Annotated in this window: 34 protein-coding genes and 1 tRNA gene; 12 read left to right on the top strand and 23 right to left on the bottom strand. The window is 68.9% G+C overall.

Features of this window, described 5'->3' with window-relative positions; translation table 11 throughout:
- Positions 1-46: 46 nt before the first annotated feature.
- The 15 genes from AN233_RS10085 to AN233_RS17345 all read right to left on the bottom strand — a co-directional run bounded on the left by AN233_RS10085 (position 47) and on the right by AN233_RS17345 (position 9,066).
- Positions 47-1,621: a phage terminase large subunit family protein gene (locus AN233_RS10085; RefSeq protein ID WP_125920014.1), complete on the bottom strand. Its 1,575-nt coding sequence runs from the start codon at positions 1,619-1,621 to the stop codon at positions 47-49.
- Positions 1,618-2,190, bottom strand: a complete 573-nt coding sequence (locus AN233_RS10080) for a hypothetical protein (protein WP_058366652.1) — start codon at positions 2,188-2,190, stop codon at positions 1,618-1,620. Before AN233_RS10080 ends, AN233_RS10085 begins: the two co-directional genes overlap by 4 nt.
- A 335-nt stretch (positions 2,191-2,525) precedes the next feature.
- Positions 2,526-2,729 (bottom strand): hypothetical protein, encoded by a 204-nt coding sequence (locus AN233_RS10075; RefSeq protein ID WP_058366651.1) that lies wholly within the window; start codon positions 2,727-2,729, stop codon positions 2,526-2,528.
- A gap of 12 nt (positions 2,730-2,741) precedes the next feature.
- Positions 2,742-3,056 (bottom strand): hypothetical protein, encoded by a 315-nt coding sequence (locus tag AN233_RS10070; RefSeq protein WP_058366650.1) that lies wholly within the window; start codon positions 3,054-3,056, stop codon positions 2,742-2,744.
- The gene (locus AN233_RS10065; protein ID WP_058366649.1) at positions 3,049-3,261 is read right to left on the bottom strand and encodes a hypothetical protein; all 213 of its coding nucleotides are present in this window, start codon (positions 3,259-3,261) and stop codon (positions 3,049-3,051) included. Before AN233_RS10065 ends, AN233_RS10070 begins: the two co-directional genes overlap by 8 nt.
- A 379-nt stretch (positions 3,262-3,640) precedes the next feature.
- Positions 3,641-3,838, bottom strand: coding sequence for a hypothetical protein (locus AN233_RS10060; RefSeq protein ID WP_058366648.1), 198 nt, complete (start codon positions 3,836-3,838; stop codon positions 3,641-3,643).
- Complete coding sequence (locus AN233_RS10055) at positions 3,835-4,374, bottom strand: hypothetical protein (RefSeq protein WP_058366647.1); 540 nt, start codon at positions 4,372-4,374, stop codon at positions 3,835-3,837. The genes AN233_RS10060 and AN233_RS10055 overlap by 4 nt, the downstream gene beginning before the upstream one ends.
- A 106-nt stretch (positions 4,375-4,480) precedes the next feature.
- Positions 4,481-4,783, bottom strand: a complete 303-nt coding sequence (locus AN233_RS10050) for a GntR family transcriptional regulator (RefSeq protein WP_058366646.1) — start codon at positions 4,781-4,783, stop codon at positions 4,481-4,483.
- Positions 4,780-5,208 carry a hypothetical protein gene (locus tag AN233_RS10045; RefSeq protein ID WP_058366645.1) on the bottom strand — a complete coding sequence of 143 codons (429 nt, stop codon included), beginning with the start codon at positions 5,206-5,208 and terminating at the stop codon, positions 4,780-4,782. Before AN233_RS10045 ends, AN233_RS10050 begins: the two co-directional genes overlap by 4 nt.
- Positions 5,205-5,330, bottom strand: a complete 126-nt coding sequence (locus tag AN233_RS18235; protein ID WP_281176553.1) for a hypothetical protein — start codon at positions 5,328-5,330, stop codon at positions 5,205-5,207. The genes AN233_RS10045 and AN233_RS18235 overlap by 4 nt, the downstream gene beginning before the upstream one ends.
- Positions 5,327-5,791 carry a hypothetical protein gene (locus AN233_RS10040; protein ID WP_058366661.1) on the bottom strand — a complete coding sequence of 155 codons (465 nt, stop codon included), beginning with the start codon at positions 5,789-5,791 and terminating at the stop codon, positions 5,327-5,329. Before AN233_RS10040 ends, AN233_RS18235 begins: the two co-directional genes overlap by 4 nt.
- A 2-nt stretch (positions 5,792-5,793) precedes the next feature.
- Entirely contained in the window at positions 5,794-7,932 is a 2,139-nt protein-coding gene (locus AN233_RS10035) for a minichromosome maintenance protein MCM (protein ID WP_058366644.1), read from the bottom strand.
- Positions 7,933-8,115: 183 nt separating this feature from the next.
- Complete coding sequence (locus AN233_RS10030; RefSeq protein WP_058366643.1) at positions 8,116-8,628, bottom strand: hypothetical protein; 513 nt, start codon at positions 8,626-8,628, stop codon at positions 8,116-8,118.
- Positions 8,621-8,758, bottom strand: coding sequence for a hypothetical protein (locus tag AN233_RS17350; RefSeq protein ID WP_176696675.1), 138 nt, complete (start codon positions 8,756-8,758; stop codon positions 8,621-8,623). Before AN233_RS17350 ends, AN233_RS10030 begins: the two co-directional genes overlap by 8 nt.
- Positions 8,759-8,910: 152 nt before the next feature.
- A tRNA-Met gene (locus AN233_RS17345) sits at positions 8,911-9,066 on the bottom strand.
- Between the two features lie 158 nt (positions 9,067-9,224).
- Here AN233_RS17345 and AN233_RS10025 point away from each other — a divergent pair.
- Complete coding sequence (locus tag AN233_RS10025; protein WP_058366642.1) at positions 9,225-10,364, top strand: DUF7115 domain-containing protein; 1,140 nt, start codon at positions 9,225-9,227, stop codon at positions 10,362-10,364.
- A 7-nt stretch (positions 10,365-10,371) separates the two neighbouring features.
- Here AN233_RS10025 and AN233_RS10020 read toward each other — a convergent pair whose 3' ends face one another.
- On the bottom strand, positions 10,372-10,746 hold the full coding sequence (locus tag AN233_RS10020) for a DUF5830 family protein (RefSeq protein WP_058366641.1): 375 nt from the start codon (positions 10,744-10,746) through the stop codon (positions 10,372-10,374).
- Between the two features lie 112 nt (positions 10,747-10,858).
- Between AN233_RS10020 and AN233_RS10015 the strand changes: the two genes are divergently transcribed.
- Complete coding sequence (locus AN233_RS10015; protein WP_245626050.1) at positions 10,859-11,494, top strand: TVP38/TMEM64 family protein; 636 nt, start codon at positions 10,859-10,861, stop codon at positions 11,492-11,494.
- Positions 11,495-11,592: 98 nt separating this feature from the next.
- Here AN233_RS10015 and AN233_RS10010 read toward each other — a convergent pair whose 3' ends face one another.
- From AN233_RS10010 to AN233_RS10000, 3 genes are all read right to left on the bottom strand, one after another.
- Positions 11,593-12,615 (bottom strand): alpha/beta fold hydrolase, encoded by a 1,023-nt coding sequence (locus AN233_RS10010; protein WP_058366639.1) that lies wholly within the window; start codon positions 12,613-12,615, stop codon positions 11,593-11,595.
- A 97-nt stretch (positions 12,616-12,712) separates the two neighbouring features.
- Entirely contained in the window at positions 12,713-13,099 is a 387-nt protein-coding gene (locus AN233_RS10005) for a hypothetical protein (RefSeq protein ID WP_058366638.1), read from the bottom strand.
- The gene (locus AN233_RS10000; protein WP_058366637.1) at positions 13,089-14,129 is read right to left on the bottom strand and encodes a zinc-binding dehydrogenase; all 1,041 of its coding nucleotides are present in this window, start codon (positions 14,127-14,129) and stop codon (positions 13,089-13,091) included. Before AN233_RS10000 ends, AN233_RS10005 begins: the two co-directional genes overlap by 11 nt.
- A gap of 123 nt (positions 14,130-14,252) precedes the next feature.
- Here AN233_RS10000 and AN233_RS09995 point away from each other — a divergent pair, with 123 nt between their 5' ends.
- The 4 genes from AN233_RS09995 to AN233_RS09980 are packed head-to-tail and all read left to right on the top strand — an operon-like array spanning position 14,253 to position 17,739.
- Positions 14,253-14,957: a hypothetical protein gene (locus AN233_RS09995; RefSeq protein ID WP_058366636.1), complete on the top strand. Its 705-nt coding sequence runs from the start codon at positions 14,253-14,255 to the stop codon at positions 14,955-14,957.
- A gap of 21 nt (positions 14,958-14,978) precedes the next feature.
- On the top strand, positions 14,979-15,683 hold the full coding sequence (locus AN233_RS09990) for a MogA/MoaB family molybdenum cofactor biosynthesis protein (protein ID WP_058366635.1): 705 nt from the start codon (positions 14,979-14,981) through the stop codon (positions 15,681-15,683).
- Positions 15,684-15,735: 52 nt separating this feature from the next.
- Complete coding sequence (locus tag AN233_RS09985) at positions 15,736-16,602, top strand: PspA/IM30 family protein (RefSeq protein ID WP_058366634.1); 867 nt, start codon at positions 15,736-15,738, stop codon at positions 16,600-16,602.
- 6 nt (positions 16,603-16,608) lie between these two features.
- On the top strand, positions 16,609-17,739 hold the full coding sequence (locus tag AN233_RS09980; protein ID WP_245626049.1) for a hypothetical protein: 1,131 nt from the start codon (positions 16,609-16,611) through the stop codon (positions 17,737-17,739).
- A 15-nt stretch (positions 17,740-17,754) separates the two neighbouring features.
- Here the strand turns inward: AN233_RS09980 and AN233_RS09975 are convergent, their stop codons facing one another.
- The 4 genes from AN233_RS09975 to pstB form a co-directional block, all read right to left on the bottom strand.
- Entirely contained in the window at positions 17,755-18,801 is a 1,047-nt protein-coding gene (locus AN233_RS09975; RefSeq protein ID WP_058366633.1) for a dipeptide epimerase, read from the bottom strand.
- Positions 18,801-19,856 (bottom strand): DUF1611 domain-containing protein, encoded by a 1,056-nt coding sequence (locus AN233_RS09970; RefSeq protein WP_058366632.1) that lies wholly within the window; start codon positions 19,854-19,856, stop codon positions 18,801-18,803. The genes AN233_RS09975 and AN233_RS09970 overlap by 1 nt, the downstream gene beginning before the upstream one ends.
- Before the next feature lie 110 nt (positions 19,857-19,966).
- On the bottom strand, positions 19,967-20,641 hold the full coding sequence (gene phoU / locus AN233_RS09965; protein ID WP_058366631.1) for a phosphate signaling complex protein PhoU: 675 nt from the start codon (positions 20,639-20,641) through the stop codon (positions 19,967-19,969).
- A 103-nt stretch (positions 20,642-20,744) separates the two neighbouring features.
- Positions 20,745-21,602 carry a phosphate ABC transporter ATP-binding protein PstB gene (gene pstB / locus AN233_RS09960; protein WP_058366630.1) on the bottom strand — a complete coding sequence of 286 codons (858 nt, stop codon included), beginning with the start codon at positions 21,600-21,602 and terminating at the stop codon, positions 20,745-20,747.
- Between the two features lie 380 nt (positions 21,603-21,982).
- Between pstB and AN233_RS09955 the strand changes: the two genes are divergently transcribed.
- From AN233_RS09955 to AN233_RS09930, 6 genes are all read left to right on the top strand, one after another.
- On the top strand, positions 21,983-22,981 hold the full coding sequence (locus tag AN233_RS09955) for a phosphate signaling complex PhoU family protein (protein WP_058366629.1): 999 nt from the start codon (positions 21,983-21,985) through the stop codon (positions 22,979-22,981).
- A 71-nt stretch (positions 22,982-23,052) separates the two neighbouring features.
- Positions 23,053-23,232 (top strand): hypothetical protein, encoded by a 180-nt coding sequence (locus AN233_RS09950; protein ID WP_058366628.1) that lies wholly within the window; start codon positions 23,053-23,055, stop codon positions 23,230-23,232.
- Between the two features lie 115 nt (positions 23,233-23,347).
- On the top strand, positions 23,348-23,734 hold the full coding sequence (locus tag AN233_RS09945) for a hypothetical protein (RefSeq protein WP_058366627.1): 387 nt from the start codon (positions 23,348-23,350) through the stop codon (positions 23,732-23,734).
- A gap of 95 nt (positions 23,735-23,829) precedes the next feature.
- Positions 23,830-24,114 carry a ubiquitin-like small modifier protein 1 gene (locus AN233_RS09940; protein ID WP_058366626.1) on the top strand — a complete coding sequence of 95 codons (285 nt, stop codon included), beginning with the start codon at positions 23,830-23,832 and terminating at the stop codon, positions 24,112-24,114.
- Complete coding sequence (locus AN233_RS09935; protein ID WP_058366625.1) at positions 24,107-24,409, top strand: hypothetical protein; 303 nt, start codon at positions 24,107-24,109, stop codon at positions 24,407-24,409. Before AN233_RS09940 ends, AN233_RS09935 begins: the two co-directional genes overlap by 8 nt.
- Positions 24,410-24,425: 16 nt before the next feature.
- Positions 24,426-24,812 carry a hypothetical protein gene (locus AN233_RS09930; protein WP_058366624.1) on the top strand — a complete coding sequence of 129 codons (387 nt, stop codon included), beginning with the start codon at positions 24,426-24,428 and terminating at the stop codon, positions 24,810-24,812.
- Positions 24,813-24,874: the final 62 nt, after the last annotated feature.

Below are 24,874 nucleotides of genomic sequence, written 5' to 3'. Positions count from 1 at the left end.
TCCTCGACGCCCTCGTCTGCCGTAGATGTGTCGTCAGTCATGGTGATCACCAGGTCCCCGAACCGCTGTTGCCATCATCCTCCTCGAACACGTTTCGCCGGGCGATCTCCATCGCGTCGAGCCGGTCGTCGTGAGCAGCGGTGGGAAACTGCAGCCACTCCTGCTGCTCGAACGACGACCAGGTGTCGTCGGTCGGGCTGCCGACGATCCGGAGGTCGCCCGCTTCGAAGTCGCCGGCGAGATCGTGGATCCGCGCCTCCTTGCCCCCTGACGATGTCGTCCCCTCCGCGTTGACGTCCGAGTCATCGCGAAGGCGCTGGGCGACTCCGCGGTTCGCGTTCTGCTCGACAAGGAGCTTCTCGATGGTTACCTCGTCCGGCAGGTTCCGTACGGCCCAGTCCGCGGTCGACTTCACCGACATGCCGCGGTCGCGAACGAGCCTGTAGACGTAGCCGATCTCGGCGGCCGGGTCCCACGGCAGGACCGCAAGCGCTGAGTAGTCCGAGTCACCCTCGACCGCCTGTTGAGGATCGTCCACGAGCCCGACGTCAAGCCCGGCGTACCACTCGTAGGCAGTCCGGGACTTCGGGAGCTCGTCGACGTAGACCAGCCAATCGCTTTTGAACACCTCGCCGGCGAGCGCGTTCGGGTCCTGTTGGTTCTCCCGGCGCCAGATGGCCGTGGAGTTCGACCCGCCGACGATGTCGTACAGCAGCGCCTCGGGCGGCTGCAGCTCCGGCCAGAGGACGCCGACGTCGCGGTTCGGGATGACGCCGTTGTTCGCGATGGCGACGTCCGGGGGGAGGTCGCCGACCGAGTCGTAGAGCTCGCCGTCCTGACCGCGGACCTGCCAGTCGCGTGCCTCGACCACCGACCAGTCGGCCTCGTCGATCGCGGTGTACACGCCGACGTCCCACCGCGGATCGTCAAGGATGTCCGTCTCGTAGATGTCCTCGGGATGCTTGCGCGTCCCGATGGCGACCTGAACGGGGCCGTTTGGAAGGATCGAGTCGTTCGTCGGCAGGTTGTCGACGTAGTCGCCGAAGTAGTGGCGGACGTTCCGTCGCTGGGTGGACGTCCGCTGGTTCTCCCAGTCGGCGATGTCGTCGTAGACGATAACGTCAAAATGCTTCCCCGTTAGCTGGGACTCGAGGCCGTACGGCGAGATCGTCGCCTCCTTGTGGTCGTTCGCCTCGGTCGTCAGCTCCTGGTCGGACGCCTTCGCGATGTCGACCCCGAACAGCGGGGCGTTCCGCTCGACGTACTCGACCACCTTCTCGGTTCGTTCGGCAGCCAGCCCTTTCGTCTTCGAAATGACTGCGACACGGATGTCTGGGTGCGAGAGAATCGCCCAGGTCGGAAAGACGACGCCCGCGGACTCAGTCTTCCCGTGGCCGCGGGGAAGCAAACGAGCGACCCGTGTGGGCGCGTGCGGGTAGTTCTCGTCAACGGCCTTCCAGAGCGTGTTGTACAGCTCTTTCAGGTGCGTTCCCGGCGCCGTCGAAAAGTCGAACAACCGGATCGACGTGATCGCCGGGTGCGCGAGCGGGTTCCGCTCCGCGATCTCGTGGACGTTCATCGCCGGCGAAGCGACGTCATCGGAGGAAGCAGTCTGGCTCATTGTGGGTCCTCGTCGAATGCCTGGTCGAGCTGCTCTTTCTCTGCCGGCGTGAGCCCGAGATCCGTCTCGACCTCGAGCTTGTCCGGCGCCGCCTCGATCAGCCCGAACTCCGACGCCCACTGCCGGGCCTCGGCTGCCTTCCTCGGGTCGCCGGTGATCCGGAACTCGTGGGTCAGACGGCGGACCATCGTCTCCGCGAACTGCTGGCCGTACTCGTCGAAGTCGACTGACTCCAGCACCTCTCGGTGCTCGTCCGGCGCCGGCTTCATCATGTAGTCGTCGAACTCCTTGAGGTTGGAGTAGCCCCCGTGGCTGTGGTTCGGGTTCGACTCGCCCCACTGCTCGCCTTCTACGGGGTGGTTCTTACACGGGCCGACCTCACGATCAACGCCCCAGCCCGCGGCCTGGAGGCAGTAGTTGACGTCGTCACGAGACCGACCGTGCGGCGCCGGCGTCGACCGGTCTGATTTCGTCGCACCACAGATCCGGTGCCCCCGCTCTGGGTGGATTGGGTGCCCCCCGTCGTCGCGTGGGGGTTCATCGGAGATCTCGAATTCGTCGTCTGTCATGAGTGGTTCCGCAAAAGGTGATCCGTCATGAGTGGTTCAGGGCCCCGGACGGGAGACAGACCCCGTCGGTCGCGACGTCCGGCCGCTCGGAGGGCTGACCGTCGGGGCGTCGACGTTGAGCCCGTGTTGACCACCGAGGTGGCACTGGTTGCACAGGGCAACGAGGTTGTGACGGTTGTTGTTCGTCGGGTTCCCGTCGCGGTGGTGGACGTGCATCGCGAGCGTCTCGTCTCGCGACCGACCACACCCGGGGCATCGATAGCGACCAGCGTCGTGAAGGTGCCAGAAGAGCTCCCGGGCACCCTCCCGAACATCGGTCGCGTTGGAGCGGGCCATCAGTAGTTCGTGAGAAGATCGACCGCGCAACTGGGGCAGATGGTGACGGCGTCGTGGAGCTCGTAGCCGGCGTCCTGCATCAGGCCGCCGAACTCGTCGGTAAGCCACGTGGCCTCGCGGAACTGGCCAGCGATCGCCGGGACATCGCCGCCGCGCTCACAGACGCCCTCGATCTGGACGTCACACTCGTAATCGTAGGACATGGATCCGGAGTGTCACGGGCGGTGCTCGTGGGAACGCTCCGTGAGGTCGTCCGCGGTCGGCGGCTCCTCGACGAAGGCGATGTAGTACCAAGTGCCGATGCCGAGCACCAGGAACACGAGGTTGCTCACGATCGCGAATGTCTCGATGAGCGTCGGCGACGTCAGCGCGAGTGCGGCCGAGCCCATGATGATCCCCGAACCGAGGAGGAACGACCCCAGCACGAAGTGCGGGTGGGCTTGCTTGGCGTAGATGAGCTCGTACCAGATCGCGGCGCACACCCAGACCGAGCCCGCGATCAGCCCGAGTGTGTTGACGAGGTTACTCATCGTCCTGGGTCTCCCACGACAGGCTGGGGAGTGACTCCATGAGCCGCTCCAGCCCGAGCAGGCTTGCGATGAGGCTCAGGAGAACGATCTTGTCCTCGATGCTCAGCGTGATGTTCGGGTCGACGGTGTCGAGTACGACGAGCCCGAGGAAGACGAGCAGCGCCGCGAGACCGCCGATTGCTTTGACTCGGTTTCGAGAGGTCATTCATGGTCCTGATGTTGGTTGGCTAGTGATCGACGGCCGCGCCCGGTATCGAACCGGGGACGGGGTAGCCGCGTAGCTCGGTTGTCCCGAGCCCGATATCGGCTCCCGTCACCTCACCTGAGGCGCGGCAAAGCGGCCGGACTTGTGGGTTTGCTCGAAGCTCTGAAGAAGCGGAGTTGGAACGACGTGTAGCGTCTCCCTCGCACGGTGCTCACGGTGGCGAGACTGCCGGCCGCCCGTGTGGCTGTGCGCCTCCCCGGGACAGTGGCGTGACCTGGCCTCGGCGACAACACGTCGCCTCCTGTCCGCTGGGGAGATGCCGTCGCGCGGAGTCGAACCGCGTCTGGGCCCGGCACCCGACGGTCCGCAACGCAGTCGATCAGTCCTCGTCGAGCGGGTCGACCTCGCTCCCGGTGACCCGCCAAGTGACGCCGTCGAGCTCGACCGTGAGGAGATCCTCCGGCCCGGTGCCGACGTCGCCGGCGGGCTCGCGCTCGACCACGGTCGCGACCGTCGGCTCCCCGCGGGGTGTCTCCACGCGGACGGGGTCGTCGACACTCGGATGGCGGGCGCTCATGCGGGAGCCTCCGTCGACGGTGCCTCGAGGACGCCCGCATCAGCGGCACCGGCGAGGACCTCGTTGATGGTGGTAGGGGTGTCCTCGCGAGCAGGGCCGATACCGCGGCCGGCAGCAGACGCAGGCGGGAGTTGGTGGTAGATCTCATCGGCACCACGTGCGAGCTGCCGGGCGTCGACTGTGTAACCCTTCGCGACGAGCGTGTCGTAGAGGTTGACGACGAGATCTCGGAGCCGAGCTGCATCGACATCAGCATCGTCCCAGATGCGCGTGAACGCGTCCGGCGACCCACACTCACAGAACGTCTGGTGTTGGTCGCGGACGGGGACGTCAGGAACGTCGTCGACGGTGGTCCGCCAGCGCAGCCGCTCGCTGTAGCTGGCGATGAACACGCCCTCTTCCTGCACGCGGTTCTGCTTCTCGTCGACATCCGCGTTCCGGTACCGGACCGGACGGGACGCACGTCGACGGAGCCGACCCATGCAGTTGTTGCAGACGTGCCCGTCGTTGAGCACGTCCTCTTGGAAGTCGATCATGGTCAGAAAAGCACCTCCCGGGCGCTCCCGGCGCAGTCTCCCCCACGGCCCCACTCTCGGGTGGTCACGACCGTCTGAGAGGTTATCGTGTCTTGCTTACCCATACCTATAAATCGGCGTTTTTCGGTCCATTTTGGCGCTCGTCTCGGGCGATCGTCCAGACGTTTGGCGAGCCAGAGCCGAACCCGGGCCGCCGCTCGACGAGATCTGCATCGGCGAGGTCCTGAAGCGCGTGCCGGACCGTCGACGAGGCCGAGACCGTGGCCTCTGAGAGCTCGGGCGCACTCAGGGGCGCTTCCGCGGTCATCAGTGTCAGGTAGACGAGTCGACACGACAGCGGGAGATCGTCGAGCCGATCGCGGACGTCCTCGGGGGCGGTCGCGAGCGCCAGGGAGTCGGCGTCGCTCACTGCTCGATCACCCACTCGATCCCGACGACTCCGGCCGGGTCGGCCACCGTGTTGTCGTAGGTCACGCAGGACGGATCCATCACCAGCCCCCATCGCGAGGAACTCTCGACGGTGTGGACCTGCGTCATCCCGGGAAGGACCTGCTCGATACGACGCGGGGCGAGGTACACGTGCTCTCGGGGGATGATCGGATCGTTGAGCGTGACGTGGACGTCGTCGCCGAGTGCCTCCGAGATCTCGTCGGCCGACTGCCGGTCGAGGATGACGACGACGTCTCCCTGCGTGATGTCCACGTCAGCGCCGGTCGTCGCATCGACCTCGCGGAGCGCCTCCAGGAGCGTGTCGGCCACACACGGACCGGTGACGTAGTCGCGGTGCGTGCCGGCCTCGTACCACACCTCGTAGACGTCCTCGAAGATGCTCATCGCTGATCCTCCTTGGGAACCGCTCCACACTCGGGGCAGTACCGTCGCCCGTGTGCGCTGGTGGCGAACTGGTCGAGCTTGCGGTGGCAGTACCCGCAGTAGACGCTCGTTGACTCACTCATGCGTGGACTCGCGCCCCCTGTTGGCTCGACCACGGACGCTCCTCTCCATCCTTGTCGAGCAGCACGGCGCACGACTCCACGCGGTCGGGCTGCTCCTCGCGGAGCCGCTCTCCGCGGGCCCGGCGCTCCGCAGGCGTGGTGCCGCTGGTCGACAGGCCATCACCCTGCGCTTCGAGCTCGGCCTTCCGATCACGGAGTGCCCTCTCGATCCGGGCCCGGGGTTCGCGGTCGTGTTTGTTCGCGAGGGCGCGCTCCACGCCGAGCCAAAACCCACACATCTCGATGGTCTCCAGCCCCCGTATCCGCGCGAGGATCAACTCCCCACTGGACCCATCGCCACCGTCGGGCTCGAGGCTGAGGGACAGAAACCGTGCCGGGTTCTCCCCGTACTGCGCGGCCATGTCGGGGAACGGGTTGGGCGTCGTCGCTGCCTGCTCGTTGTGCTGGGATGTCGCGGGCATGATCACGCCCTCCCAAGCCACTTGAGCCGACCGTCACTCGGCTCGTACATGGAGCCGATCTCTTCCTTGATCTTCCGGATGTACTTCTCCGCCTTGGCGCGGTCGATCCCCTGGTCTTCAGCCACGTCCAGGACGTCCTCAACCGTCGTCTCGTTCTCGTCACTCTCTTGGCAGAGCTCCTGAACGATGTCCTCGATCGTGGTGATGTTGTCGCGCTGCGGCTTCGACGTCCCCGACTCGCGGACGTCGGCGTCGAACTCGCCGTCCTCGTTCATCCCGAAGTCCCGCATCGAGCGCATTGTCAGCGACAGTGCCGTCCGGACGTGCCGCTCTTCGATCGTCTCGGAGAACTCCAGCTTCGCGGCCGCCTCGGCCAGGCGCATCTGCGCCTCGAGGTCGCGCCACGTCGCAGGGACGGGCGCATCCTCGTCCATGTGCTTCGTCTTGAAGTCCGCAAACTCCTCGGCGATGCGCTCTTGGAGCCCCTCCTGCTCGATGACGGGAGATGGCTGCTCGCTTGCGAGAGCCAGCCACTTCCGGAGCAGGTCGCTCTCGACCGGCGGGTCGTACTTGTCTGTCTCTTCGGGATCCACCGTCCCGGGAGCAACATCGAGTCGCTTCTTGTGTTCCCGGCGGCCGACGATGTTGTGGGCGACCTCGTAGACAGTCTCGACATCGTCCGTCTCCGTCACGGTGAACCCGAGGTCGAACCGCGAGATGAGTGTCGAGCCGAGATCGACCTGCTCGACCACCGGTTCGAACGGGTCGAAGCGTCCGTACTTCGGGTTGGCCGCCGCGATCACGCCGACACGCGTCTGCAGTTCGGCGTTGATCCCTGCCTTCGAGACGTTGATCTTCCCGTTGGCCATCGGCTCGAGCATCGCCGCGCGGACATCGGACGGCATGTCGTCCAGCTCGTCGATGCGGACGATCCCACCGTTCGCCTTCACGAACGCACCCGCCTTCAGCGTCCACTCGCCGTCCGAGAAATCGTCGCGAACGGCGGACGCCGTAATGCCGGCTTCGCGAGCGCCTTTCCCTGAGACACCCACCGAACGCGGCGAGTTCGACTGTGCCTGATTGATCAGCGCGGACTTCCCCGTCGACGGGTCGCCCACGAGGAGGACGTTGATCGACCCGCGCTCAACGCTACCGTCCTTCCCCTCCGCCCACTCACCGCCGACGACCGCGAGGACGATCGCCCGCTTGTGCGGATCATACTGTTCGCCGAAGACACCCGGCGCAATCGATCCCGCCGCGACCTCAAGCGGGTCGCCGTATTCCCCGTCGACGATCGCGTTGATCTCCTGGCGCTCCTCGGGCGTGACCTCGATGGACGTCCGATCCGAGTCGTGGATCTCGATGGAGTGGCCCTTCAGGTACGGCTCGAAAGTCGACTTCTTCGCGTTTCCGGACGTTCGCTGCTCGAGACAGAGGCGACCGTTGATGGTGACGCGGTCGCCCGCCGTCACTGTCCCTGCGAGGTCGTCCTCGACGTACACGTCGATCGTCTGCCCTTCGCCGCCAGCCACCTCTGGCGGCTCCGAAAGACGGAGCTTCTGTGAGTCGATGAAGTTTGACTGATCGAAGTTGACATGGAAGGGACCCTGCCGCTCGCACCCTTGGCACTCGTGAGGCTCCTGGAAGCCACTGTCCGTCTGCGGGATGTAGGTCATCGTCCCGCAGCGCTGGCACTCAAACGCTGTCTCGGTGACGCGTGGATCCACGTCGCTGCTGGCGACGATCTCACCGGTGATGCCGACGTATGGCTGTTCCTCGTGGATCTGCGTCGGGCTGAAGCCGCCAGGGTAGTACGTGTGTTCGTCCTGGAGCTCGACGAGCCGCACGTGTGCCCGCGACAGGGAAACGTCCGCGGGAAGGTCGTACTGGCGGAGTGCTTCCTCCGCGTACTCGCGCATCTGATCCGGCTCACTGAGCCAGTCCTCGGCAACGTCTGGAAGCGCCTGATGGAGATCGCCGTAGGAAATCTCGAGTGACCGCTGCTCGTTCGGGTAACGCTGGGCGAGCGTCCCAGTATCCTCCTTGTAGTAGTACCGGTAGAACCGGATCAGTTTCTCGGTCAGCGTGAGCTCTTCGGCCTCGGTCTCGATCGTGGGGTTCGTGTTGTCGGTCGGTGGCATCGGGTTCAGATTTTCCGCCGGAAAAAACGCCGAACAGGCGATTTCCGTCGCCGCCGACGTCGGTCAGACGTCGGTCAGAACGACGGCCTTCCGGCTAGCGAATGGTTGCGTACACTACTGCAGTTGCGTAGATCTAGCTGTAGTACAACGGAGGTGGGATCCCTCGAGCGAAGTGGGGCATCGTCAGCGCACCTCCTCCGCAGTCTCGATTTTTCCGGCGGAAAACGCGGTGCTCCGTTTCGCCTCGCGAGCGTCGACGGCGAGGTGGTAGTTGCCGTCCGACGGGTCGCGTGCGATGAACCCGTCGACCCGGCTGCCGGTCTTCTCCTCGTCGAGGCCGGCCGCCTTGCGGATCAGCCGGTAGCAGGTGCTGTCGCCGATCTCGCCGTCGAACACTTCCCACTTGATCGCGTCGTAGTCGAGCGTCGCTCGGCCGTGGCCGTTTGCAGCCTTCCGGAACGCGTGCTCTCGGACTTTCCCGACCTTCTCGTCGGGAGAGAGATCGCTTGCCGAACGGTCCTCGTCGAGCTCGGAGACGCGCAGCTGGAGTGCGGTCACTTCTTCGCGAAGCGCCTCGAGCTCGGCGTCGTGTTCGTCGACGTCCTCGCGGAGGCTCTCTTCAACCTCTTGGGTCCGGGCGAGCGCACGCTGCGCGACCGCGAGGGCGTCCCGCGCGGAAACGTCGTCCTCAGACATGGCGGAGCACCTTGTGGTCCTTCGCGTCGTCTTCGCAGACGACTCGGCGTCCGTGATCAGGGTGATCGATGACGACGGCCGCGGGGTCGGTGCAGCCGAGACAGCCGCAGGTCCGGTCGGCGACCGCCATCACGCCGTCACCCCCGCAGCCGCCGCTTCTGGGCTGTCTATCGCGTTATGTGCTGTAACACTCGGGTTCTCGACAAGAGCCGTTCCGTTACGAACCGAGCTAGAAACGCCGCTATGGGCGTTTATAGCTGGCCATGTAAACAAGTTGTTAGATGGCCGGGGCGGGCTCCGAACCCGCGATCTCCGCATGACCCAGGTACGAGGCTCGGCGGAGCCCCAGTGGGTCGCGGACGCTTCCAAGGCAGGCGTACCGCACCGAATCTCGTAACCCTATGAGTGCGGCGCTATGTCCAGCTAAGCCACCCGGCCTCATTCCCACGTACCGCGATGATACTCTTTAACCTTCCCATCTCTCACGGCGGTGGGACCGGAACACACGGCCCGAGAGAGAAGAACGCGCGACAAACGCTCCGGTTCGGACCGGCAACCCCGCGGATTTATACGCGACGCGACGGATCACCTCGCTAATGAGCCAGGCCGACCTGCCCTCCATGCTCGCGGGCGCGGTCGACGGGGAGGACGTCGTCGCCCACGTCGATCTCGGCGGCGAGGACGCCCTCGCGGTGACGCCGACCCGAACGCTCGTCTACCGCGCGGACGGACTCCTCTCGGACGAGAGCGTCACGGAGTACGCCCACGACGTGGAGCGGATCGACGTCTCCGAGGGCCGCCGCAAGGCGAAGATCCAACTGGAGTACGGCCTCGACGGCACCGAAACGATCACCGTTCCGAGCAAGCGCGTCGACGACGCGCTCCACCCGATCCTCGCCGGCGTGCTGTCCGCGGCGGGCCTCACGGACCCGGGCGAGTCGGTCCTGCGAACCTTCCGCTTCTCCGAGCTGACGCTGATCGTGACCAGCGACCGGCTGGTCAAACACGTCGGCTCCGCGGTGTGGGACGAGGAGTACGAGGAGTTCCACTACGACGACGTGACCGGCCTCGACTTCGAGGAGGGGACCGTCGCCACCTCGGTGGTGCTCACCCACGCCGGGAGGCAGGAGCGATTCAAGGCCCCCAACGAGTCCAAACGCGCCGTGCGTGAGGCCCTCACCGACGCCATCTGTGAGTACCACGAGGTGGGATCGCCCGCGGAGCTTCGTGCGAAGCGAGAAGCGGACGCCGAGGACGACCACGACGCGGACCGCGGGGGGGCCTCGACCACGGACTTCGGCGACGGACCGGACCCCCTCTCGGCCTCCCCGGCGGCGGAGGACGAGGGGTCCGAGCCGGAGGCGTCGGCGGAGACGGCGGAGTCGCCGGAACCGACGGAGTCACCGAATCCGGCGACGCCCGAGGGGGCGACGGCGTCGGAGAGTCCGACGACCGGAGCGACGCCGGAGACGGACCCCCTCGTCTCGGACCCAGTCGAGACGAGAGCGAGCGACACGGAACCCGCCGAGAGCGGGGCGGCGGACGCGCCGGCCGCGGACTCGGAGGGGGGTGACGGCTTCGGCGGCTCGGGGTTCGAGCCGGCGGGCGTCGAGGAGGAGCCGCTCGCGGACGAGGTGGCCGCGCTGCGCGAGACGGTCGAGGCACAGTCCGAGCAGCTGGACAGACAGGCGGAGCTGATCGAGCAGCTGATCGAGGAACTCCGGCGCGGTCGCTGACTCCGGGTCAGTCCCGACCAGTCACCTTTCTGACACAGTCGGGACCGAAGGGGCCGAGTTCGCCGGTCTCGAACCGGACGAAGTGACCCGTCGAGATGGAGGCGCCGCAGCGCCGGCAGTCGAACTCGCCCTCCCGTCGGACCACCTGCGCGTCGAAGTTCACGTACGTGCCACCGGTCCGGACCCGGAGGCGGCCGCCCTCGCGGTCGACGATCCCGCGCTTCTCCGCCGCGTCGAGGATGTCGCGGGTGAGCGACGGGCTATCGGTGACCGTCTCGATCCGGTCGACGGCGTCGGGCAGCGGGAGCTCCTCGCGCTCGACGTGCGCCAGCAGCTTCAGCGCCAGCTCCAGTTTCTCCTCGCGGGACCGGTCGCGCGTCACACCCGCGCTTCGCGGACGGCGGTTATAAGCGAACGGGAGCGGTCCGGCGGGGATGAGCCGTGGACCGGCCGTTCCACAAGGCGTTTATCCGCGGCCGGCTCATCCGGGAGCCGTGAAGCGCCGCCTCGTCGCCGGCTCCACAGTCCTCGCGGTCGTCGTCGCCGGATTCCTGATCGCCTCGCCCGAGGCTGTCCTCGACGAACTGGGGCGGATCGCGGCGCGGCCTCTCCGGTTCGGGCTGGTCCTGTTCGCGCTCGCGGCGGTCCGGCCGTTCCTCGCGTGGCCCACGACGCTGCTGGCGGTCGCCGTCGGGTACGGCTACGGCTGGCCGGGCGTTCCCTTCGGGCTGCTGCTGGTGACGCTCACGGCGCTGCCGCCCTACTGGCTGGCGCTCGTCGGCCGGGGGGACGGGGAGGGTCGGGTCGCGAAGGTGGGCGAGCGCGTCGTCTCCGCGACCGGCGGGACGCGCTCGGTCGCCGCCAGCCGGCTCCTGCCGGCGCCTTCCGACGCCGTCTCCGTCGCCGCGGGCGTGGCCGGCGTGGGAACTGTCCCGTTCCTCCTCGGCACCGCAGTCGGCGAGCTGCCGTGGGTCGTGGCCGGCGTCGCGGTCGGCGTCTCCGCGGACCGCGTCGCCGCCGGCGACCTGTCGGGACTCGATCCGGCGGTGCTGGTCGGGATGGCCGCGGCGGGCGTCCTCCTGCTGGCCGGGCCGCTCTACCGGGGCTACCGCGAGCAATCGGCGGCGTGACGGTTCGCAGTCCGTCGGTGCGTCTCCCCGCGGTTCGGCGCTGGGTCTCCCCGCGGTCCGTCGCTGCGCCGTCCGCGGACCCTCGCCGCCCCGCCCGCTCACTCGCGGGCGCCGGGCGGCAGGTCGTCGGCGTGTTCGGCGACCGCCTCCGCGATCCGGACCGGTTCCTCGTGGACGACCCAGTGTGTCGCGTCGTGGACCATCAGGAGGCGCCCGTCCGCGCAGCGGTCGACGCTGGCGCTCGCCATCGCGGAGCGCAGGAACTCGTCATCGGCGCCCCACACGACCAGCGTCGGGACCTCGACGCGCTCGCGGTCCGGTGCCGGCCGCTCGCGGACGACCGCGCGGTACCAGTTCAGCATCGCCGAGAAGGCGCCGTCACGGGACCACGCCTGCCGGTATCTGGCGAAGTCGTCGGGCGTGAACGTTCCCGGTCGACTCGACCGCCGCATCCCGCGGACGAGGAGCCGCCAGTTCGCCGCTCGGGCGACGCGCTCCGGGACGCCCGGTACCTGAAACGCGAGGAAGTACCAGCTTTTGAGTCGCTGCTCCCACGACCGCCGGAGCGTCTCCTCGAACACCGAGGGATGCGGGACGTTGACCGCGACGAGCTCGGAGACGCGGTCGGCGTGGTGGAGCGCGAGCCACCACCCGACCGCTGCGCCCCAGTCGTGACCCGCGACCGCGGCGGTCTCGCGGCCGTAGGCGTCGATCAGGCCGGCGACGTCCGCCGCGAGTTCGTCGATCCGGTAGTCGCCGACCTCCGCCGGCTTCTCCGAGCGGTTATAGCCGCGCTGGTCGGGGACGACCACGCGGAAGCCGGCGTTCGCCAGCGGCCGGATCGTCTCGTGCCACCCGTACCAGAACTCCGGGAATCCGTGCAGGAGGATCAGGAGCTTGCCGTCCGCGGGCCCCGCCTCGACGACGTGGAGGGTGACGCCGTTCGTCTCGACCAGCTTTGACTCCCCGGGCACGCTCGGAGGGATCTCGTCGTCGAACGCGGCGTCGCGCACCCGGCTGGTCACCCCGGCCGCGGCGTCCCCGGCGTCCGAAGCGTCCGCCTCCGGACGGCTGCCGGTCGGGTCTCCCGACGTGGCGTCGGGTTCGGACGAGTCGCTCATGGGGGTCGGTAACACGTCGGGGCGGAAATAGCTACGGCGCCCCGCGTTCCCGACGGCCCGCCGAGGGGTCGTCGCCGCCCCCGCTGACGGAGCGTCGCTACTCCTCGCTGACGGCCGCGCTCATCGACCAGACGGCGACGAGTCCCAGAAGGACCGCCGGCACCAGGGGGAGCGCGAGGTACGTGCCGAAGAAGGTCAGGCCGAACGAGCTGAGGACGTAGGGGTAGACGTAGATGATTCCCGGGATGACCAGCACGCAGACCAGGAGCGTCGCGGTGAGGACCCAGCCGGCGCGGCCGAAGCCGTCCGCCTCGGGTCCGTCGGTCGCGGTCGGGGTGGCGACGCCCGCGTCCCGGTCGGCGCCCCTCCCGTTCTCGCGGAGCGCGTTCGCGTCCGCCGTCTCCCTGGCGCGGTCGCCTTCGGGGTCGGGTTCCCTCCCGCGGTCCGCCTCCCCGCCGGTCCCGCGCTCCGTCTCAGAACTCACTGTCGGGCTTTACCACCACCTTCCCAAAGCCCTGCCGATCCTCCAGCAGTTCGTGGGCGCGCGCCGCCTCGCTCATCGGCAGGACCTCACGGATCCGGGGCTCGAAGGTGCCGTCCCACACCAGTTCCAGCACGTCGTCGACCTCCCCCGGCGTCGCCATCGTGGAGCCGATCACGGACAGCTGGTTCCAGAAGATGCGGTCGAGACCGGCGCCCGGGTTCGGCCCGGTCGTCGCCCCGCAGGTGACCACCCGACCGCCGCGAGCGAGCGACTTCAGGGAGTCGGGGTACGTCTCCTTCCCGACGTGGTCGACCACCACGTCGACCCCCCTGCGGCCGGTTATCTCGGCGACCTCGTCGGCGAAGTCGTCGGACTCGTAGTCGATGACGTGGTCGGCGCCGCACTCCTCGGCGTAGCGGAGCTTCTCCTCGCTGGAGGCGGTCGCGAACACCTCACACCCCGCGTGGTCGGCGATCTGGACCGCCGCGTGGCCGACCCCGCCGGAGGCGCCGAGCACGAGGACCTTCTCGCCCGCCTCCACGTCGGCGCGCGTCTGGAGCATGCGCCACGCGGTGCCGAACACGAGCGACGCGGAGCCGGCGACCTCCCAGTCGACGCCCTCGGGGACCGGGACGAGGTTCTCCTCGGGCACCGCCGCCTGCTCGGCGTGGACGCCGCGCTGGTGCTCGCCCAAGATGTTGAACCGGTAGCAGAGCGTCGGGTCGCCGTCGCGGCAGAACTCGCACTCGCCGCAGGAGACGCCCGCGGTGACGGTGACGCGGTCGCCCGGCTCGAACCGAGTCACGTCCTCGCCGACCGCCTCGACCACGCCGGCCGCGTCGCTGCCCGGAATGTGCGGCATCTCGAGGTCGACGCCCGGGAGCCCCTTTCGTGTCCAGACGTCGAGGTGGTTGAGCGCGCCCGCCTTCACGTCCACGAGCACCTCGTCCGCGGCCGGGTCCGGGTCCGGGAACTCGCCGTACTCGATCACGTCGCGGTCGCCGTGCTCGCCGAATTGAACCGCCTTCATGCGGATCACCACCACACCGCGGTCACAAGAACGTTCGGGAAGGGGCGGAGAACCGGACGCGACCTCGGCGAGGGGACGGCCGCCGGCGCGAGGAGTTATCCGCCCCGGTAGCGAGTGGACCGCATGGACCGCCACACGGACGGCGGGGTCGGGACGCCGGCGCCGTTCCCCTCGTCGCGGCGACCGCGCGCCGGGGCGGTCGCCGCCTGCGGCGCGCTCGCGTGGACCCTCGCACCCACGCTCGCGCTCGCGGCGTACGGCACGCGCCCGTACGGCGGGACGGGCTTCGACCTCCTCGCGCTGGTCGGCTGGCTGGGCGTCGGGATCGGGGCGCTCGGCCTCGGTCGCGCGTTCGGCCCCTCTCCCACGCGGGTCGACCGGGCGGGTCTCGGCCTCTTCGCGCTCGGTTGGGTCCTCCTCGCGGGCCTGCACGCGCGCTCGGCGGCGGCGTACGTCGCCGCCGGCTTCACCCCGGTCCCGGCGACCGGCGAGGACCCCGCCGGCCTGCTGCTGACGTGGCTGTTCCTCTCCGGCTACGCCGCGGTCCTTCTCGGAACCGGCGCGCTCGGTCTCGCGGTCCGCGCGCGAGGGGAAGGCATCCGGACCGCCGCGGGGTGGCTCCTGCTCGTCGCGCCCGCGGTCCCCGCGGTGCTGGTCCTTCTGGACCTGCTCCGCGCGTTTCCGCCGGCGGTCGGCCGCGTGCTCGTCACGACGAACGCCGCGCTCGTCCCCCTCGGGATCGCGTGGATCGCGGTGGGTGTCCTGCTGTGGCTCGGTCCGGGACGTGGGGACCGATCGAGGAGCGCCGAGCGCGGGGAGTTTTTGTAACCGCGGCCGGAAGCCGGGACCATGAGCGACCACGGGGGAGCGGAGCACGGCGACGACCATCACGACGGAGACGACCGCCACGACGAAGACGGCCACGGAGAGGGTCACGGCCACGACGGCCACGGCCACGACCACCATGGAGACGGCCACGGGGAGGGCCACGACCACACCCACGACGACCACCACGCACACGACGCGGAGACGGTCGGCGTCGCGGTCGTGACGGTCTCCTCCTCGCGCTCGCTCGAGGAGGACCCATCAGGCGACTACGCGGTCGAAGCGATCGAGAACGCCGGCCACGAGGTCGTCACGCGGGAGCTGATCCCGGACGACTTCGACCGCGTGCAGGGGACGGTCAACCGGCTGGTCGGCCGCGCGGACACGGACGCCGTGATCACGACCGGGGGCACCGGCGTGACGCCCGACGACGTGACGCCCGAGGCGGTCCGCCAGCTGTTCGAGAAGGAGCTACCGGGGTTCGGCGAGCTCTTCCGGCGGCTCTCCTACGAGGAGGTCGGGACGCGGACCGTCGGCTCGCGAGCTATCGGCGGGATCGCGGACGGCGTCCCGGTCTTCTGTCTGCCGGGCTCGGAGAACGCCGTCCGGCTCGGCGTCGAGGAGATAATCCTCCCCGAGGTCGGTCACCTCGCGGGGCTGGCGACGCGGGACGAACCGGACCAAGAGGGGACCGCCGCGGACGCCGAGGACGCATCCAGCGCGGAGTGACGCGCCCGCGCGCCGCATGAGGTTTTAAACGCTGGAGCGCCAACGACGGGACATGGGAATCCTCTCGCGCGCCTCCTACGTCATCCGGTCGAAGTTCAACGCCCTCCTCAACCGGGCCGAGGACCCCTCGGAGACGCTGGACTACTCCTACGAGCAGATGCGGGACGAACTCCAGGACGTGAAACAGGGCACCGCGGACCTGACGACCCAGAAGAAGCGCCTGGAGATACAGAAACGTCGCCTGGAGGAGAACGTCGAGAAGCACAACCGGCAGGCGCGCGAGGCGGTCGAGCAGGACCGCGACGACCTCGCGCGGCAGGCGTTAGAGAAAAAGAAGTCGAAGATGCAGCAGATCGAGGAGCTGGAGGCGCAGATCGCGGAGCTGCAGAACACGCAGGACAACCTCGTCGAGAAGAAGAACGAGCTCCAGAGCCGCATCGAGGAGTTCCGCACGAAGAAGGAGACGATGAAGGCGCGCTACGAGGCCGCGGAGGCCTCCTCGCGCGTCTCCGAGGCGATGACGGGCGCGGGCGACGAGATGGAGGACGTGGGCCGGGCCATCGAACGCGCCGAGGACCGCACCGAGGAGATGGAGGCGCGCGCCGAGGCGATGGACGAACTGCAGGACAGCGGCGCGTTCGAGGACGCGCTCTCGGACAAGGACAGCATCGACCGCGAGCTGGACGAGCTCTCCTCGGACCGCGAGATCGAGGCCGAGCTGGCGACGCTGAAGGGTGAAGACGGCGCGGCGGAGCCCGACGCGGACGCCGAGACGACGACCGCGGAGGAGACCGACCTCGATGAGGAGCTCGACGCAGGGGCCGACACGGACGCCGAGGCGGACGCCGACGCTGAGGCCGAGGTCGCCGACGAGGAGATCGAAAGCGAGCTCGAGGAACTCCGGGACGAGGAGCAGTAGCGCCGGATGACGCCGACCCCGGACGACGACGGGGGTGCCGGGACGGGCGCCGATGCGGCCAGCGACACCGCGGCCGGTGACGACGCGGCCGGAGACACCAGCGACGACACCGCCAGCGACGCCAGCGACGACGCGGACGACATGGAGGGTCGGATGGGCGCGGGCCGCGCGGTGTCGTGGGTCGTTCTCGTCGCCGACCGCCGGCTGGTCGCCGCCGGGATACTGCTCGTCGTCTTCTGTACCATCGTCGCGCTCGGCGTGGCGCATCCGGTTCCGGCCGGCACGCTGCTGGAACGCGGCGACTCCATCGAGACGCTGTTCAACGCCCTGGTCGGCTCGACGATCACCGGCGTGACCCTCGTGTTGACCCTCTCGCAGCTGATCCTCTCCCAGGAGCTCGGCCCGGCCGGCGACCAGCGCGAGCGCATGGAGGGAGCGCTGTCGTTCCGCGATGACGCGGCCGAGGCGGTGGGCGAGGCCGTCGCGCCCGCGGAGCCGGCCGCGTTCCTGCGCACGCTCGTCGAGGCGAGCCGGGAGCGCGCCGCGGCGTTCGGGGCGGCGACCGACGGGAGGGTCGCCGACGCGGAGCTGGCTGCTCGGATCGGCGACTACGTCGAGGGCGTGACCGGGAACGCGGCGTCGGTCGCTCGGCGGCTCGAGGGCGCGGAGTTCGGCACCTTCGACGTGCTGCTGGCCGCGCTCGACTTCAACTACTCGCGGAAGATCCACGAGGGGAAGCTGCTCCTGCGCGGGACTGGCGACCAGCTTCCGGACCCCGCACGCGAGGAGCTGACGGAGCTGGTCGGGGTCCTCCAGCTGTTCGGTCCGGCCCGCGAGCACGTCAAGACGCTCTACTTCCAGTGGGAGCTGTCGAACCTCTCCCGCGTCCTGCTGGCGGCCTCGGTCCCGGCGGTGTCGGTCGCCATCGCGACGCTGGTGTTTCTTGACCCGCAGGACTTCACGGCGACGACGCTCGGGGTCGCGGACGCGCTGTGGCTCGTCGCGGGCGCGGCGACGGTCACGATCGCGCCGTTCGCGCTGCTCCTGTCGTACATCCTTCGGATCGTCACCGTGGCGAAGCGCACCCTCTCTATCGGTCCCTTCGTGTTGCGGGAGACCGACGGCGAGGATGAGTGAGCCACCGGCGTCGCGTTACTCCGACCGGAGCCGCGCCCCGGTTCCGGGCGCGTCCTGATCCGCGAGCCGGATCGTCCCCTCGGAGAGGTCCACGCCCTCGTAGGGGTCCGCGGCGAGCAGCAGCGAGCCGTCCAGGTCCGCGTAGTCCAGCAGGGGCGCGAGCTGTGCGCCGGCCGCGATGGCGGCGTTCGACTCGATCATACACCCCAGCATCACCTCCAGTCCGTGCGCGCGAGCGGCGGCGATCATCCGGCGCGCCTCCAGTAGTCCGCCGGTCTTCATCAGCTTCAGGTTCGCGATGTCGCACCGGTTCGCGATGGCGGGGATGTCCTCGAGCGTCACGCACGACTCGTCGGCCGCGATGGGGAGCGCGGCGCGCTCGTAGGCGAACCGGAGCCCCTCGGGATCCTCGGCGGGAACCGGCTGTTCGATGAACTCCACGCCGTGCTCGGCGAGCCACTCGCTCTTGTCGACCGTCTCGCGGGGCGTCCACGCCTCGTTGGCGTCCACGCGGAGCCGGGCGTCCGGCGCCGCATCGCGGACCGCCTCGATCAGCTCGCGGTCGCGGTCGGTGCCGAGCTTGATCTTGAGCACGGGGTAGCCCGCCTCGACCGCGGCGGCCGCCTTCTCGCGCACGCGCTCGGTCTCCGCGAGGCCGACCGTGTAGGAGGTCTTCGGCGCCTCGCCCGGGTCCAGTCCCCACATGCGATGGAGGGGGACGCCGAGGCGCTTGGCCGCGAGGTCGTGGACCGCGATGGAGACCGCCGTGCGGGCCGCGGGGTTTCCGCGGACGACCTCGCGCATGCGGGCCTCGACCTCGTGGAGCGCGTGGGGGTCGCCCACCTCCTCGACGACCGCGAGCAGGTCTGGGAGGACGGCCGCGACGGTGTCGGCCGTCTCGCCGTAGTGACCCGAGGGCGCGGCCGCACCGACGCCGGTCATCCCTCCTTCGTCCGTCACCCGGACGATCAGGTTCTCGGCCTCGGTCTGTGTCCCGCGCGCGATGGAGAACGGCTCGTCGAGTTCGAGGGTGACGCGCTCGACGGACGCGTCGAGGCCCATCAGTCCAGCACCTCGCGCTCGACCGCGTCGACGATGACGTCCGCGCCGTCCCGGACGGGGTCGATCGCGGGCACGCCGATGGCGTTCGCGTAGTCGCTCACGCGCTCGGTGGCCGTCTCGTCGTCGGCCACGTCCTTCGTGTTGAGCGCGCCCGCGACGACCGGCGCCTCGTGGACCGGCGCGGCGAGGCTCTCGTAGAGGCCGACGTACTCGTGAAGCGGCGGAAGCGGGAAGGACTCGTAGCCGCGCACCGCCTCGCGGCCGTCCTTGTGACACAGCACGAGGCCGTCGGCCATCGCGCCGTGGAGGATGCCGCAGGTGACCGCAGAGTAGGCGGGGTGGACGATCGAGCCCTGTCCCTCGACGACGAGCAGGTCGTGGTCGTCGCCCTTTTCGAGGATCATCTCCTCGACGGCGCCGGCGGTGAAGTCGGAGACGACGCGGTCGATCGGGTTCCCCCAGCCGGCGATCATGATCCCGGTCTGTCCGGTGGGGACGAACGCGGCGTCGATGCCGCGCTCGCGGGCGGCGGCAACGATCTCCAGCGAGGCGGTCATCTTGCCCACACCGCAGTCGGTGCCGACCGTGAGCAACACGTCCGCGTCGACCTCGGCCGAGCGCCCCTCGGCGACGGAGATCCCCTCGTGGGGTTCGCGCACGTCGTGGAGGTCGACGCCGTGCTCGGCCGCGAGTCGCGAGAACTCCTCGTCCTCGTCGAGGAAGTAGTGGAGGCCCGCCACCACGTCACAGCCCGCTTCGATGGCCGCGCGCACGTCGGGACGCCACGACTCGTCGAAGCCGCCGCCGATGGGCGCGACGCCGATCAGGAGCGCGTCCACGTCGCCGTCGGCGGCCGCGAGCGCGTCCGCGAACGTCTCCACGACCGGCGCGTCGGCCGGGAGCGTGTCGTCGTGGTCGTGGACGCGGCTGCCGGCCTTCTCGCGGTCGAGCACGGCGGCGACCTCTTGGTCGCCGTAGCGCATCACGCCGAGCGCCGTCTTCGCGTGGTCGGGGAACTTCTCGTGGGCGAGGATGACGATCCGGTCGTCGCTCATGATCGATGGGTCCTCGCCGGCGGACATAAATGAGGCGGGGACTGTCCGGACTGTCGGTGGCCGAGCGTCGCGGTCGAGCGTCGCGGTCGAGAGCGCTGCTCCGACGCCCCTCAGTAGAGCAGCTCGTCGTCGTTGTCGATCATGTACAGCGAACGCGCGGCGATGTTGACCGCGTGGTCCCCGACGCGCTCGAGGTCGCGGATCGTCAACAGGAGCCGCTGGACCTCCCGCATCGTCGTCTCGGCGTTGGCGTCCTCGCCGATCTCCTCCTGCTGGATCAGGTCGCGGACGACGACCTCGCTGGCGGCCGCACAGAGGTCGTCGACCTCGTTGTCGCGCTCCGCGACCGCGTAACAGCGGTCCTCGTCTCGGTCGGCGTACGCCTCCATCGCCGCCTCCAGCATCTCCAGCGTCTCGTCGCCGATGCGTTGGACGTCCACGTCGGGGAACAGCTCGCGCTCCGCCTGTCCCGCGTACTCGCCGAGGTTGGTCGCCAGGTCCGCGATGCGTTCGAGGTCGGTGATGATCTTGAACGACGCGGCGATGAACCGGAGGTCGCCCGCGACCGGCTGCTGCAGCGCGATGAGGTCGGTGCACTGCTTTTCCAGCTCAAGGTACATCTCGTTGACCTCGTGGTCGCGGTCGATGACCTCCTGACCGAGGTCGCCGTCCTGCTGTTCGAGTGCGTCGAGCGACATCCGCAGTCGCTCCGCGACGACCTCGCTCATGTAGAGTACGTCGTCGCGCAGTTCATCGAGTTTGGCCTGATATTCCTTTCGTACCATGTGTCGTGTGGGGGTTGGGTCCGAGTCTGCCTCGTCCGGGTTCGGCTACCGAAACCGACTCGACCGACCGACATAAATGTGAACGACGCGACCGTGCGCTGGGCTACCCGAACTTGCCCGTGATGTAGTCCTCGACGCGCTGGTTGTCGGGGTTCTCGAAGATGCGGTCGGTGTCGCCGAACTCCACGAGCTGGCCGCCCGTCAGGAACACGGCGGTCTTGTCCGAGATGCGGGCCGCCTGCTGCATGTTGTGGGTGACGATGATGACGGTGTACTCCTCGGCGAGCTCGTCGATGAGGTCCTCGACCTTCGCGGTCGCGACCGGGTCGAGCGCGGAGGCCGGCTCGTCCATCAGGATGACCTCCGGGTCCGGCGCGATGGCGCGCGCGATGCAGAGGCGCTGCTGTTGTCCGCCGGAGAGGTCCAGTCCGGAGGAGTCGAGCTGGTGGTTCACCTCGTCCCACAGCGCCGCGCCCTTCAGCGCGCGCTCGACCGCCTCGTCGGTGACCTCCTTGCCCTGCACCTTCAGCCCGTAGGCGACGTTGTCGTAGATCGACTTTGGGAAGGGGTTCGGCTTCTGGAACACCATCCCGATGCGGCGTCGGAGCGCGACCGGGTCCACGTCGTCGTCGTAGACGTTCTTCCCCTGGAACCGAAGCTCGCCGTCGACCCGACAGCTGTCGATCATGTCGTTCATGCGGTTGATACACCGCAGGAACGTCGACTTCCCACAGCCCGAGGGACCGATGATCGCCGTGACCTCGTTCTCGGGGAGACCGACGCTCGTGGGCTGGAGCGCCTGCTCCTCGCCGTAGTGGACGGTGAGCTCGTCGGCGGTCAGCGCGGCCTCACGCTCGGGGATCCGCTCGACCGACGGGGTCGCCTCCGCCGTCTCGGCCGGCGCGGTCGTCGGCTGGTCGTCGGACTGGTCGTCTGCCGTCGCGTTGTAGCTGTCACTCATGGCGGAAAGAATACGTCGGTGTTCGCGACGAGAGCGGCACGACCGCGGACGGGCCGGCCTCGCCGCGCGCGCCGGCCGTTTCCCCTTCGGCCCCGGCCGAGTCGACCGGGTCACTTGGGGTCCACTCCTCCGTTACGGAGGCGTCACTGGTCATCAATACGGGATTGAGCGGCAGGGACCTAAATACGCTGCTATCACGTCTATGTACCTCTATATATTGATACGTATTCTGGTCGAGATCTGGGTCGATGTCGAATCCGATCCGAGACTATCCGAGACGGTGAGCTGCGTATTCCCGACACAATAGGTGTATTTGGTCCACCAGTGCAGAAAATATATACTTGATTAGGTTTATCAGTAGAGTCGGCGTATGGGGTCGCATGGAGACCCGCAAGGTCCAGGTCACCGGGGGGTCGACGTACACCGTCTCGATCCCGAAGGAGTGGGCGACGGAAAACGACGTGAGCGCGGGCACCGAGGTGGAGTTCTATCCCGAGGGGGACTCGCTGTTCCTCACGCCCCACTCGGAGGAGGAGCGCACGCGGGGCACGCTCGACATCACGAAGCTGGAGGGGCAGGAACTGACGCGCGCGGTGATGACGATGTACGTCAGCGGCTTCGACGTGATCGCCCTCGAAGGGGGACGGATCTCCACCGAGCAGCGGGCCACCATCCGCGAGGCCACCCAGAGTCTCGTCGGACTGGAGGTGCTCGAGGAGACCCGCGACCGCGTGGTCGTCCGCGACCTGCTCGACTCCTCGGAGCTGTCGATCCACAACGCCGTCACGCGGATGCGGCTCATCTCCACCTCGATGCTGGAGGACGCGCTCGCCGCGCTGCGGGACCTCGACGCCGACCTCGCGCGGGACGTGATCAACCGCGACGACGACCTCGACCGGCTCTGGATGGTCGTCTCGCGGATCTTCCGGGCCACGCTCCGGACGCCGAAGGCCGCGGAGGAGCTGGGCGTCCCCCGCGAGGTCTGTTTCGACTACCACTCCAGCGCCCGCCAGCTGGAGCGGATCGGCGACCACGCGACCAAGATCGCCCACCTCACCCTCAACATCGACGAGGCGATCCCGGAGGAAGTGCTCGACGCCATCGACGAGCTTCACGCCGACGCTGTCGAGGTGATAGACACCGCGATGGACGCGCTGTTCGAGGAGGAGAGCGAGGCGGCGACCCGGAAGGCGAACGACGCGCGCGAGCAGGTCCGCGAGATCGACGAGCGCGTCAGACAGATCGACGAGCTCCTCCGCGACCTCGACCCCACCCGCGCGCAGCTGCTCGGACTCGTCGTGGACTCCGTGCTCCGGAGCGCGGACTACGGCGGCAACGTGGCCGAGACCGCGCTCCAGAAGGCGGCACCGACGCCGTAGTCGGCACACGCTACGGCCCCACACCGCCCGGCTCCCGGAGGTTTATGACCCGCGCGTCCGATGTGCGACGCATGGTTACGCTACTCGAAACCGTGCTCACGGTCGTCACCGTGCTCGTCGCGATCGGCGGGCTCGCGGGGGTCGTCGCCCTCTCGACCAACTACGAGGGCGTCATGAACCGGACGGACAAGCTCACCGTGGCGGTCGCGGCGGTCCTGATCGCGTTGACGACCTACACCGCCCTGTTCTGATCGCTTCGGTGCGGCACCGATCGGCGACTCCGATCGGTAGGGGGCGGCCGCGAGCCCTCGTCGCCTCGCCACCGGTCGGCGGGACGTTTTTCTTTCGCCCCCGAGACCGACCCGTATGGACGAGGTCGAACTCGGCGTCCCGCGGGGCGTCATCGAGTCGCTGCCGGAGGAGTCGGAGTCGGTCGAACAGGACATGCGTCGCGCCATCGTCGGCGTCCAGTCCGGGATCAACGAGGCGGTCGCGGAGGCCGACGACCCCGGCGAGGCGGCCGCGGCCGCGGTCGACGCCATCGAGTACATGGAGGCGCGCATGGAGCGCTTCGACGAGTTCGTCCCCGAGCTCCGGGCGTGGGGGCAGTCGCCCATCTACGCGATCGCGTGGCGCAACCTCTACGCCGAGCTGATCGCCCAGCTGTACGACCACGACTGGCTCGCCGCCGAGTTGGACCGCGAGCGGAACTACCGACTCGTCGAGGACGGGATCCGGTTCGGCGGTCAGTAGCGGCTCGCTTCGGGCCTCCCCTCGCCGCCGGCCGCCTGTCCGCGTTCGGCGCGCTCGCGACGCGGGTTTAAGTCGCCGCCGGCCGAGGGGCATCCATGGAGCTGGAACTTCGGTTCTTCGCCACCTTTCGGGAGGCGGCCGGGGGCAAGACGGTCGCCTACGAGGTCGACGACGACGCGACCGTCGGCGACGTGCTCGCGGCGCTGGAGGCCGACTACGAGGGGCTGGCGGGCAACCTGCTCGTCGACGGCGACCTCGCCCCACAAATAAACGTCCTCAAGAACGGTCGGGAGGTGCTCCACATCGACGGCGTGGACACCGATCTCGCGGCGGGCGACACGCTCTCCGTGTTCCCGCCGGTCGCGGGTGGTCATGTCTGATCTCACCCCTGCGGACGGCGAGGAGGAACGCGAACGGTCGTACCGCGGAATCTCCCGCCGGCTCGCCGCCCACTACCTCCGCAACCTCGGCGGCGAACTCGTGGGGACCGACGACCCCGCCGAGGCGACCCGGATCGAGGGCGTCGACTGGCGCGTCGAGCTGAGCGCCGCCAAAGTGAACCCCGCCGGCTCGCTGGAGCTGACGGAGGTGACCGTCCGTTTCGTCGGCGACCCCGACGCGCTCGACGAGTTGGTGGACGCCTTCGGGCAGAAGGCGATGCGCGCCGGCGGATGAGGGGGGCGAGCGCGACGTGACTCCCGACCCGGACGAGTCGGCGGCCGAGATCCCCTTCGACGGGACGGTGTTGCTTCAGGCGGGCGCGCTCGCGAGCGTCGCGCCGACGCGGCTCGGACCCCTCCTCCGACGGGTGCAGGCGGACCTCGGGCCGCGGCTCGGCGACTACCGCCGCGAGTACGAGCGCGCCGTCGCGGAGGCGGACCGCGAGGCGTTCCTCGTCGAGCCGGCCCACTGGGACGCGGTCGCGGCGCGGCTCGATCTCACGGACCGCGAGCGCGACGCGGTCGAGCGGGCCCACGAGGCGCAGCTGAAGCGACTGGGCAGCGTTCACGGCCGGCGGTCGGAGCTGGAGTCGGCACTGGAGATCCGGAGCGCGGTCGTGATCTCGACGACCGACTGACAAAATCGGCTTTATCCGACGCTATCCGGGTTCGGCGTCGCCCCGGTTTTTCACCGCCGGCT

Origin of the sequence: Haloparvum sedimenti (genome assembly GCF_001462205.1) — an archaeon.
In the GTDB taxonomy this organism is placed as follows: domain Archaea; phylum Halobacteriota; class Halobacteria; order Halobacteriales; family Haloferacaceae; genus Haloparvum; species Haloparvum sedimenti.
The sequence above is the reverse complement of the archived record's forward strand: the minus strand, read 5'-3'. Positions and strand labels throughout refer to the sequence as shown.

Bases quoted from the DNA above. Each gene is read 5' to 3' on its own strand.
- AN233_RS10040 (WP_058366661.1), bottom strand. From the start codon at position 5,791: ATGCCCGCGACATCCCAGCACAACGAGCAGGCAGCGACGACGCCCAAC.
- AN233_RS09980 (WP_245626049.1), top strand. From the start codon at position 16,609: ATGACGCCGACCCCGGACGACGACGGGGGTGCCGGGACGGGCGCCGAT.
- AN233_RS09955 (WP_058366629.1), top strand. From the start codon at position 21,983: ATGGAGACCCGCAAGGTCCAGGTCACCGGGGGGTCGACGTACACCGTC.
- pstB (WP_058366630.1), bottom strand. From the start codon at position 21,602: ATGAGTGACAGCTACAACGCGACGGCAGACGACCAGTCCGACGACCAG.
- AN233_RS09990 (WP_058366635.1), top strand. From the start codon at position 14,979: ATGAGCGACCACGGGGGAGCGGAGCACGGCGACGACCATCACGACGGA.
- AN233_RS10070 (WP_058366650.1), bottom strand. From the start codon at position 3,056: ATGAGTAACCTCGTCAACACACTCGGGCTGATCGCGGGCTCGGTCTGG.
- AN233_RS10025 (WP_058366642.1), top strand. From the start codon at position 9,225: ATGAGCCAGGCCGACCTGCCCTCCATGCTCGCGGGCGCGGTCGACGGG.
- AN233_RS10010 (WP_058366639.1), bottom strand. From the start codon at position 12,615: ATGAGCGACTCGTCCGAACCCGACGCCACGTCGGGAGACCCGACCGGC.
- AN233_RS09940 (WP_058366626.1), top strand. From the start codon at position 23,830: ATGGAGCTGGAACTTCGGTTCTTCGCCACCTTTCGGGAGGCGGCCGGG.
- AN233_RS09950 (WP_058366628.1), top strand. From the start codon at position 23,053: ATGGTTACGCTACTCGAAACCGTGCTCACGGTCGTCACCGTGCTCGTC.
- AN233_RS09995 (WP_058366636.1), top strand. From the start codon at position 14,253: ATGGACCGCCACACGGACGGCGGGGTCGGGACGCCGGCGCCGTTCCCC.
- AN233_RS10030 (WP_058366643.1), bottom strand. From the start codon at position 8,628: ATGTCTGAGGACGACGTTTCCGCGCGGGACGCCCTCGCGGTCGCGCAG.
- AN233_RS10055 (WP_058366647.1), bottom strand. From the start codon at position 4,374: ATGATCGACTTCCAAGAGGACGTGCTCAACGACGGGCACGTCTGCAAC.
- AN233_RS10035 (WP_058366644.1), bottom strand. From the start codon at position 7,932: ATGCCACCGACCGACAACACGAACCCCACGATCGAGACCGAGGCCGAA.
- AN233_RS18235 (WP_281176553.1), bottom strand. From the start codon at position 5,330: ATGAGTGAGTCAACGAGCGTCTACTGCGGGTACTGCCACCGCAAGCTC.
- AN233_RS09935 (WP_058366625.1), top strand. From the start codon at position 24,107: ATGTCTGATCTCACCCCTGCGGACGGCGAGGAGGAACGCGAACGGTCG.
- AN233_RS09945 (WP_058366627.1), top strand. From the start codon at position 23,348: ATGGACGAGGTCGAACTCGGCGTCCCGCGGGGCGTCATCGAGTCGCTG.
- AN233_RS09975 (WP_058366633.1), bottom strand. From the start codon at position 18,801: ATGGGCCTCGACGCGTCCGTCGAGCGCGTCACCCTCGAACTCGACGAG.
- AN233_RS10080 (WP_058366652.1), bottom strand. From the start codon at position 2,190: ATGACAGACGACGAATTCGAGATCTCCGATGAACCCCCACGCGACGAC.
- AN233_RS17350 (WP_176696675.1), bottom strand. From the start codon at position 8,758: ATGGCGGTCGCCGACCGGACCTGCGGCTGTCTCGGCTGCACCGACCCC.
- AN233_RS09985 (WP_058366634.1), top strand. From the start codon at position 15,736: ATGGGAATCCTCTCGCGCGCCTCCTACGTCATCCGGTCGAAGTTCAAC.
- AN233_RS10060 (WP_058366648.1), bottom strand. From the start codon at position 3,838: ATGAGCGCCCGCCATCCGAGTGTCGACGACCCCGTCCGCGTGGAGACA.
- AN233_RS09970 (WP_058366632.1), bottom strand. From the start codon at position 19,856: ATGAGCGACGACCGGATCGTCATCCTCGCCCACGAGAAGTTCCCCGAC.
- AN233_RS10000 (WP_058366637.1), bottom strand. From the start codon at position 14,129: ATGAAGGCGGTTCAATTCGGCGAGCACGGCGACCGCGACGTGATCGAG.
- AN233_RS10065 (WP_058366649.1), bottom strand. From the start codon at position 3,261: ATGACCTCTCGAAACCGAGTCAAAGCAATCGGCGGTCTCGCGGCGCTG.
- AN233_RS10075 (WP_058366651.1), bottom strand. From the start codon at position 2,729: ATGTCCTACGATTACGAGTGTGACGTCCAGATCGAGGGCGTCTGTGAG.
- phoU (WP_058366631.1), bottom strand. From the start codon at position 20,641: ATGGTACGAAAGGAATATCAGGCCAAACTCGATGAACTGCGCGACGAC.
- AN233_RS10045 (WP_058366645.1), bottom strand. From the start codon at position 5,208: ATGAGCATCTTCGAGGACGTCTACGAGGTGTGGTACGAGGCCGGCACG.
- AN233_RS10085 (WP_125920014.1), bottom strand. From the start codon at position 1,621: ATGAGCCAGACTGCTTCCTCCGATGACGTCGCTTCGCCGGCGATGAAC.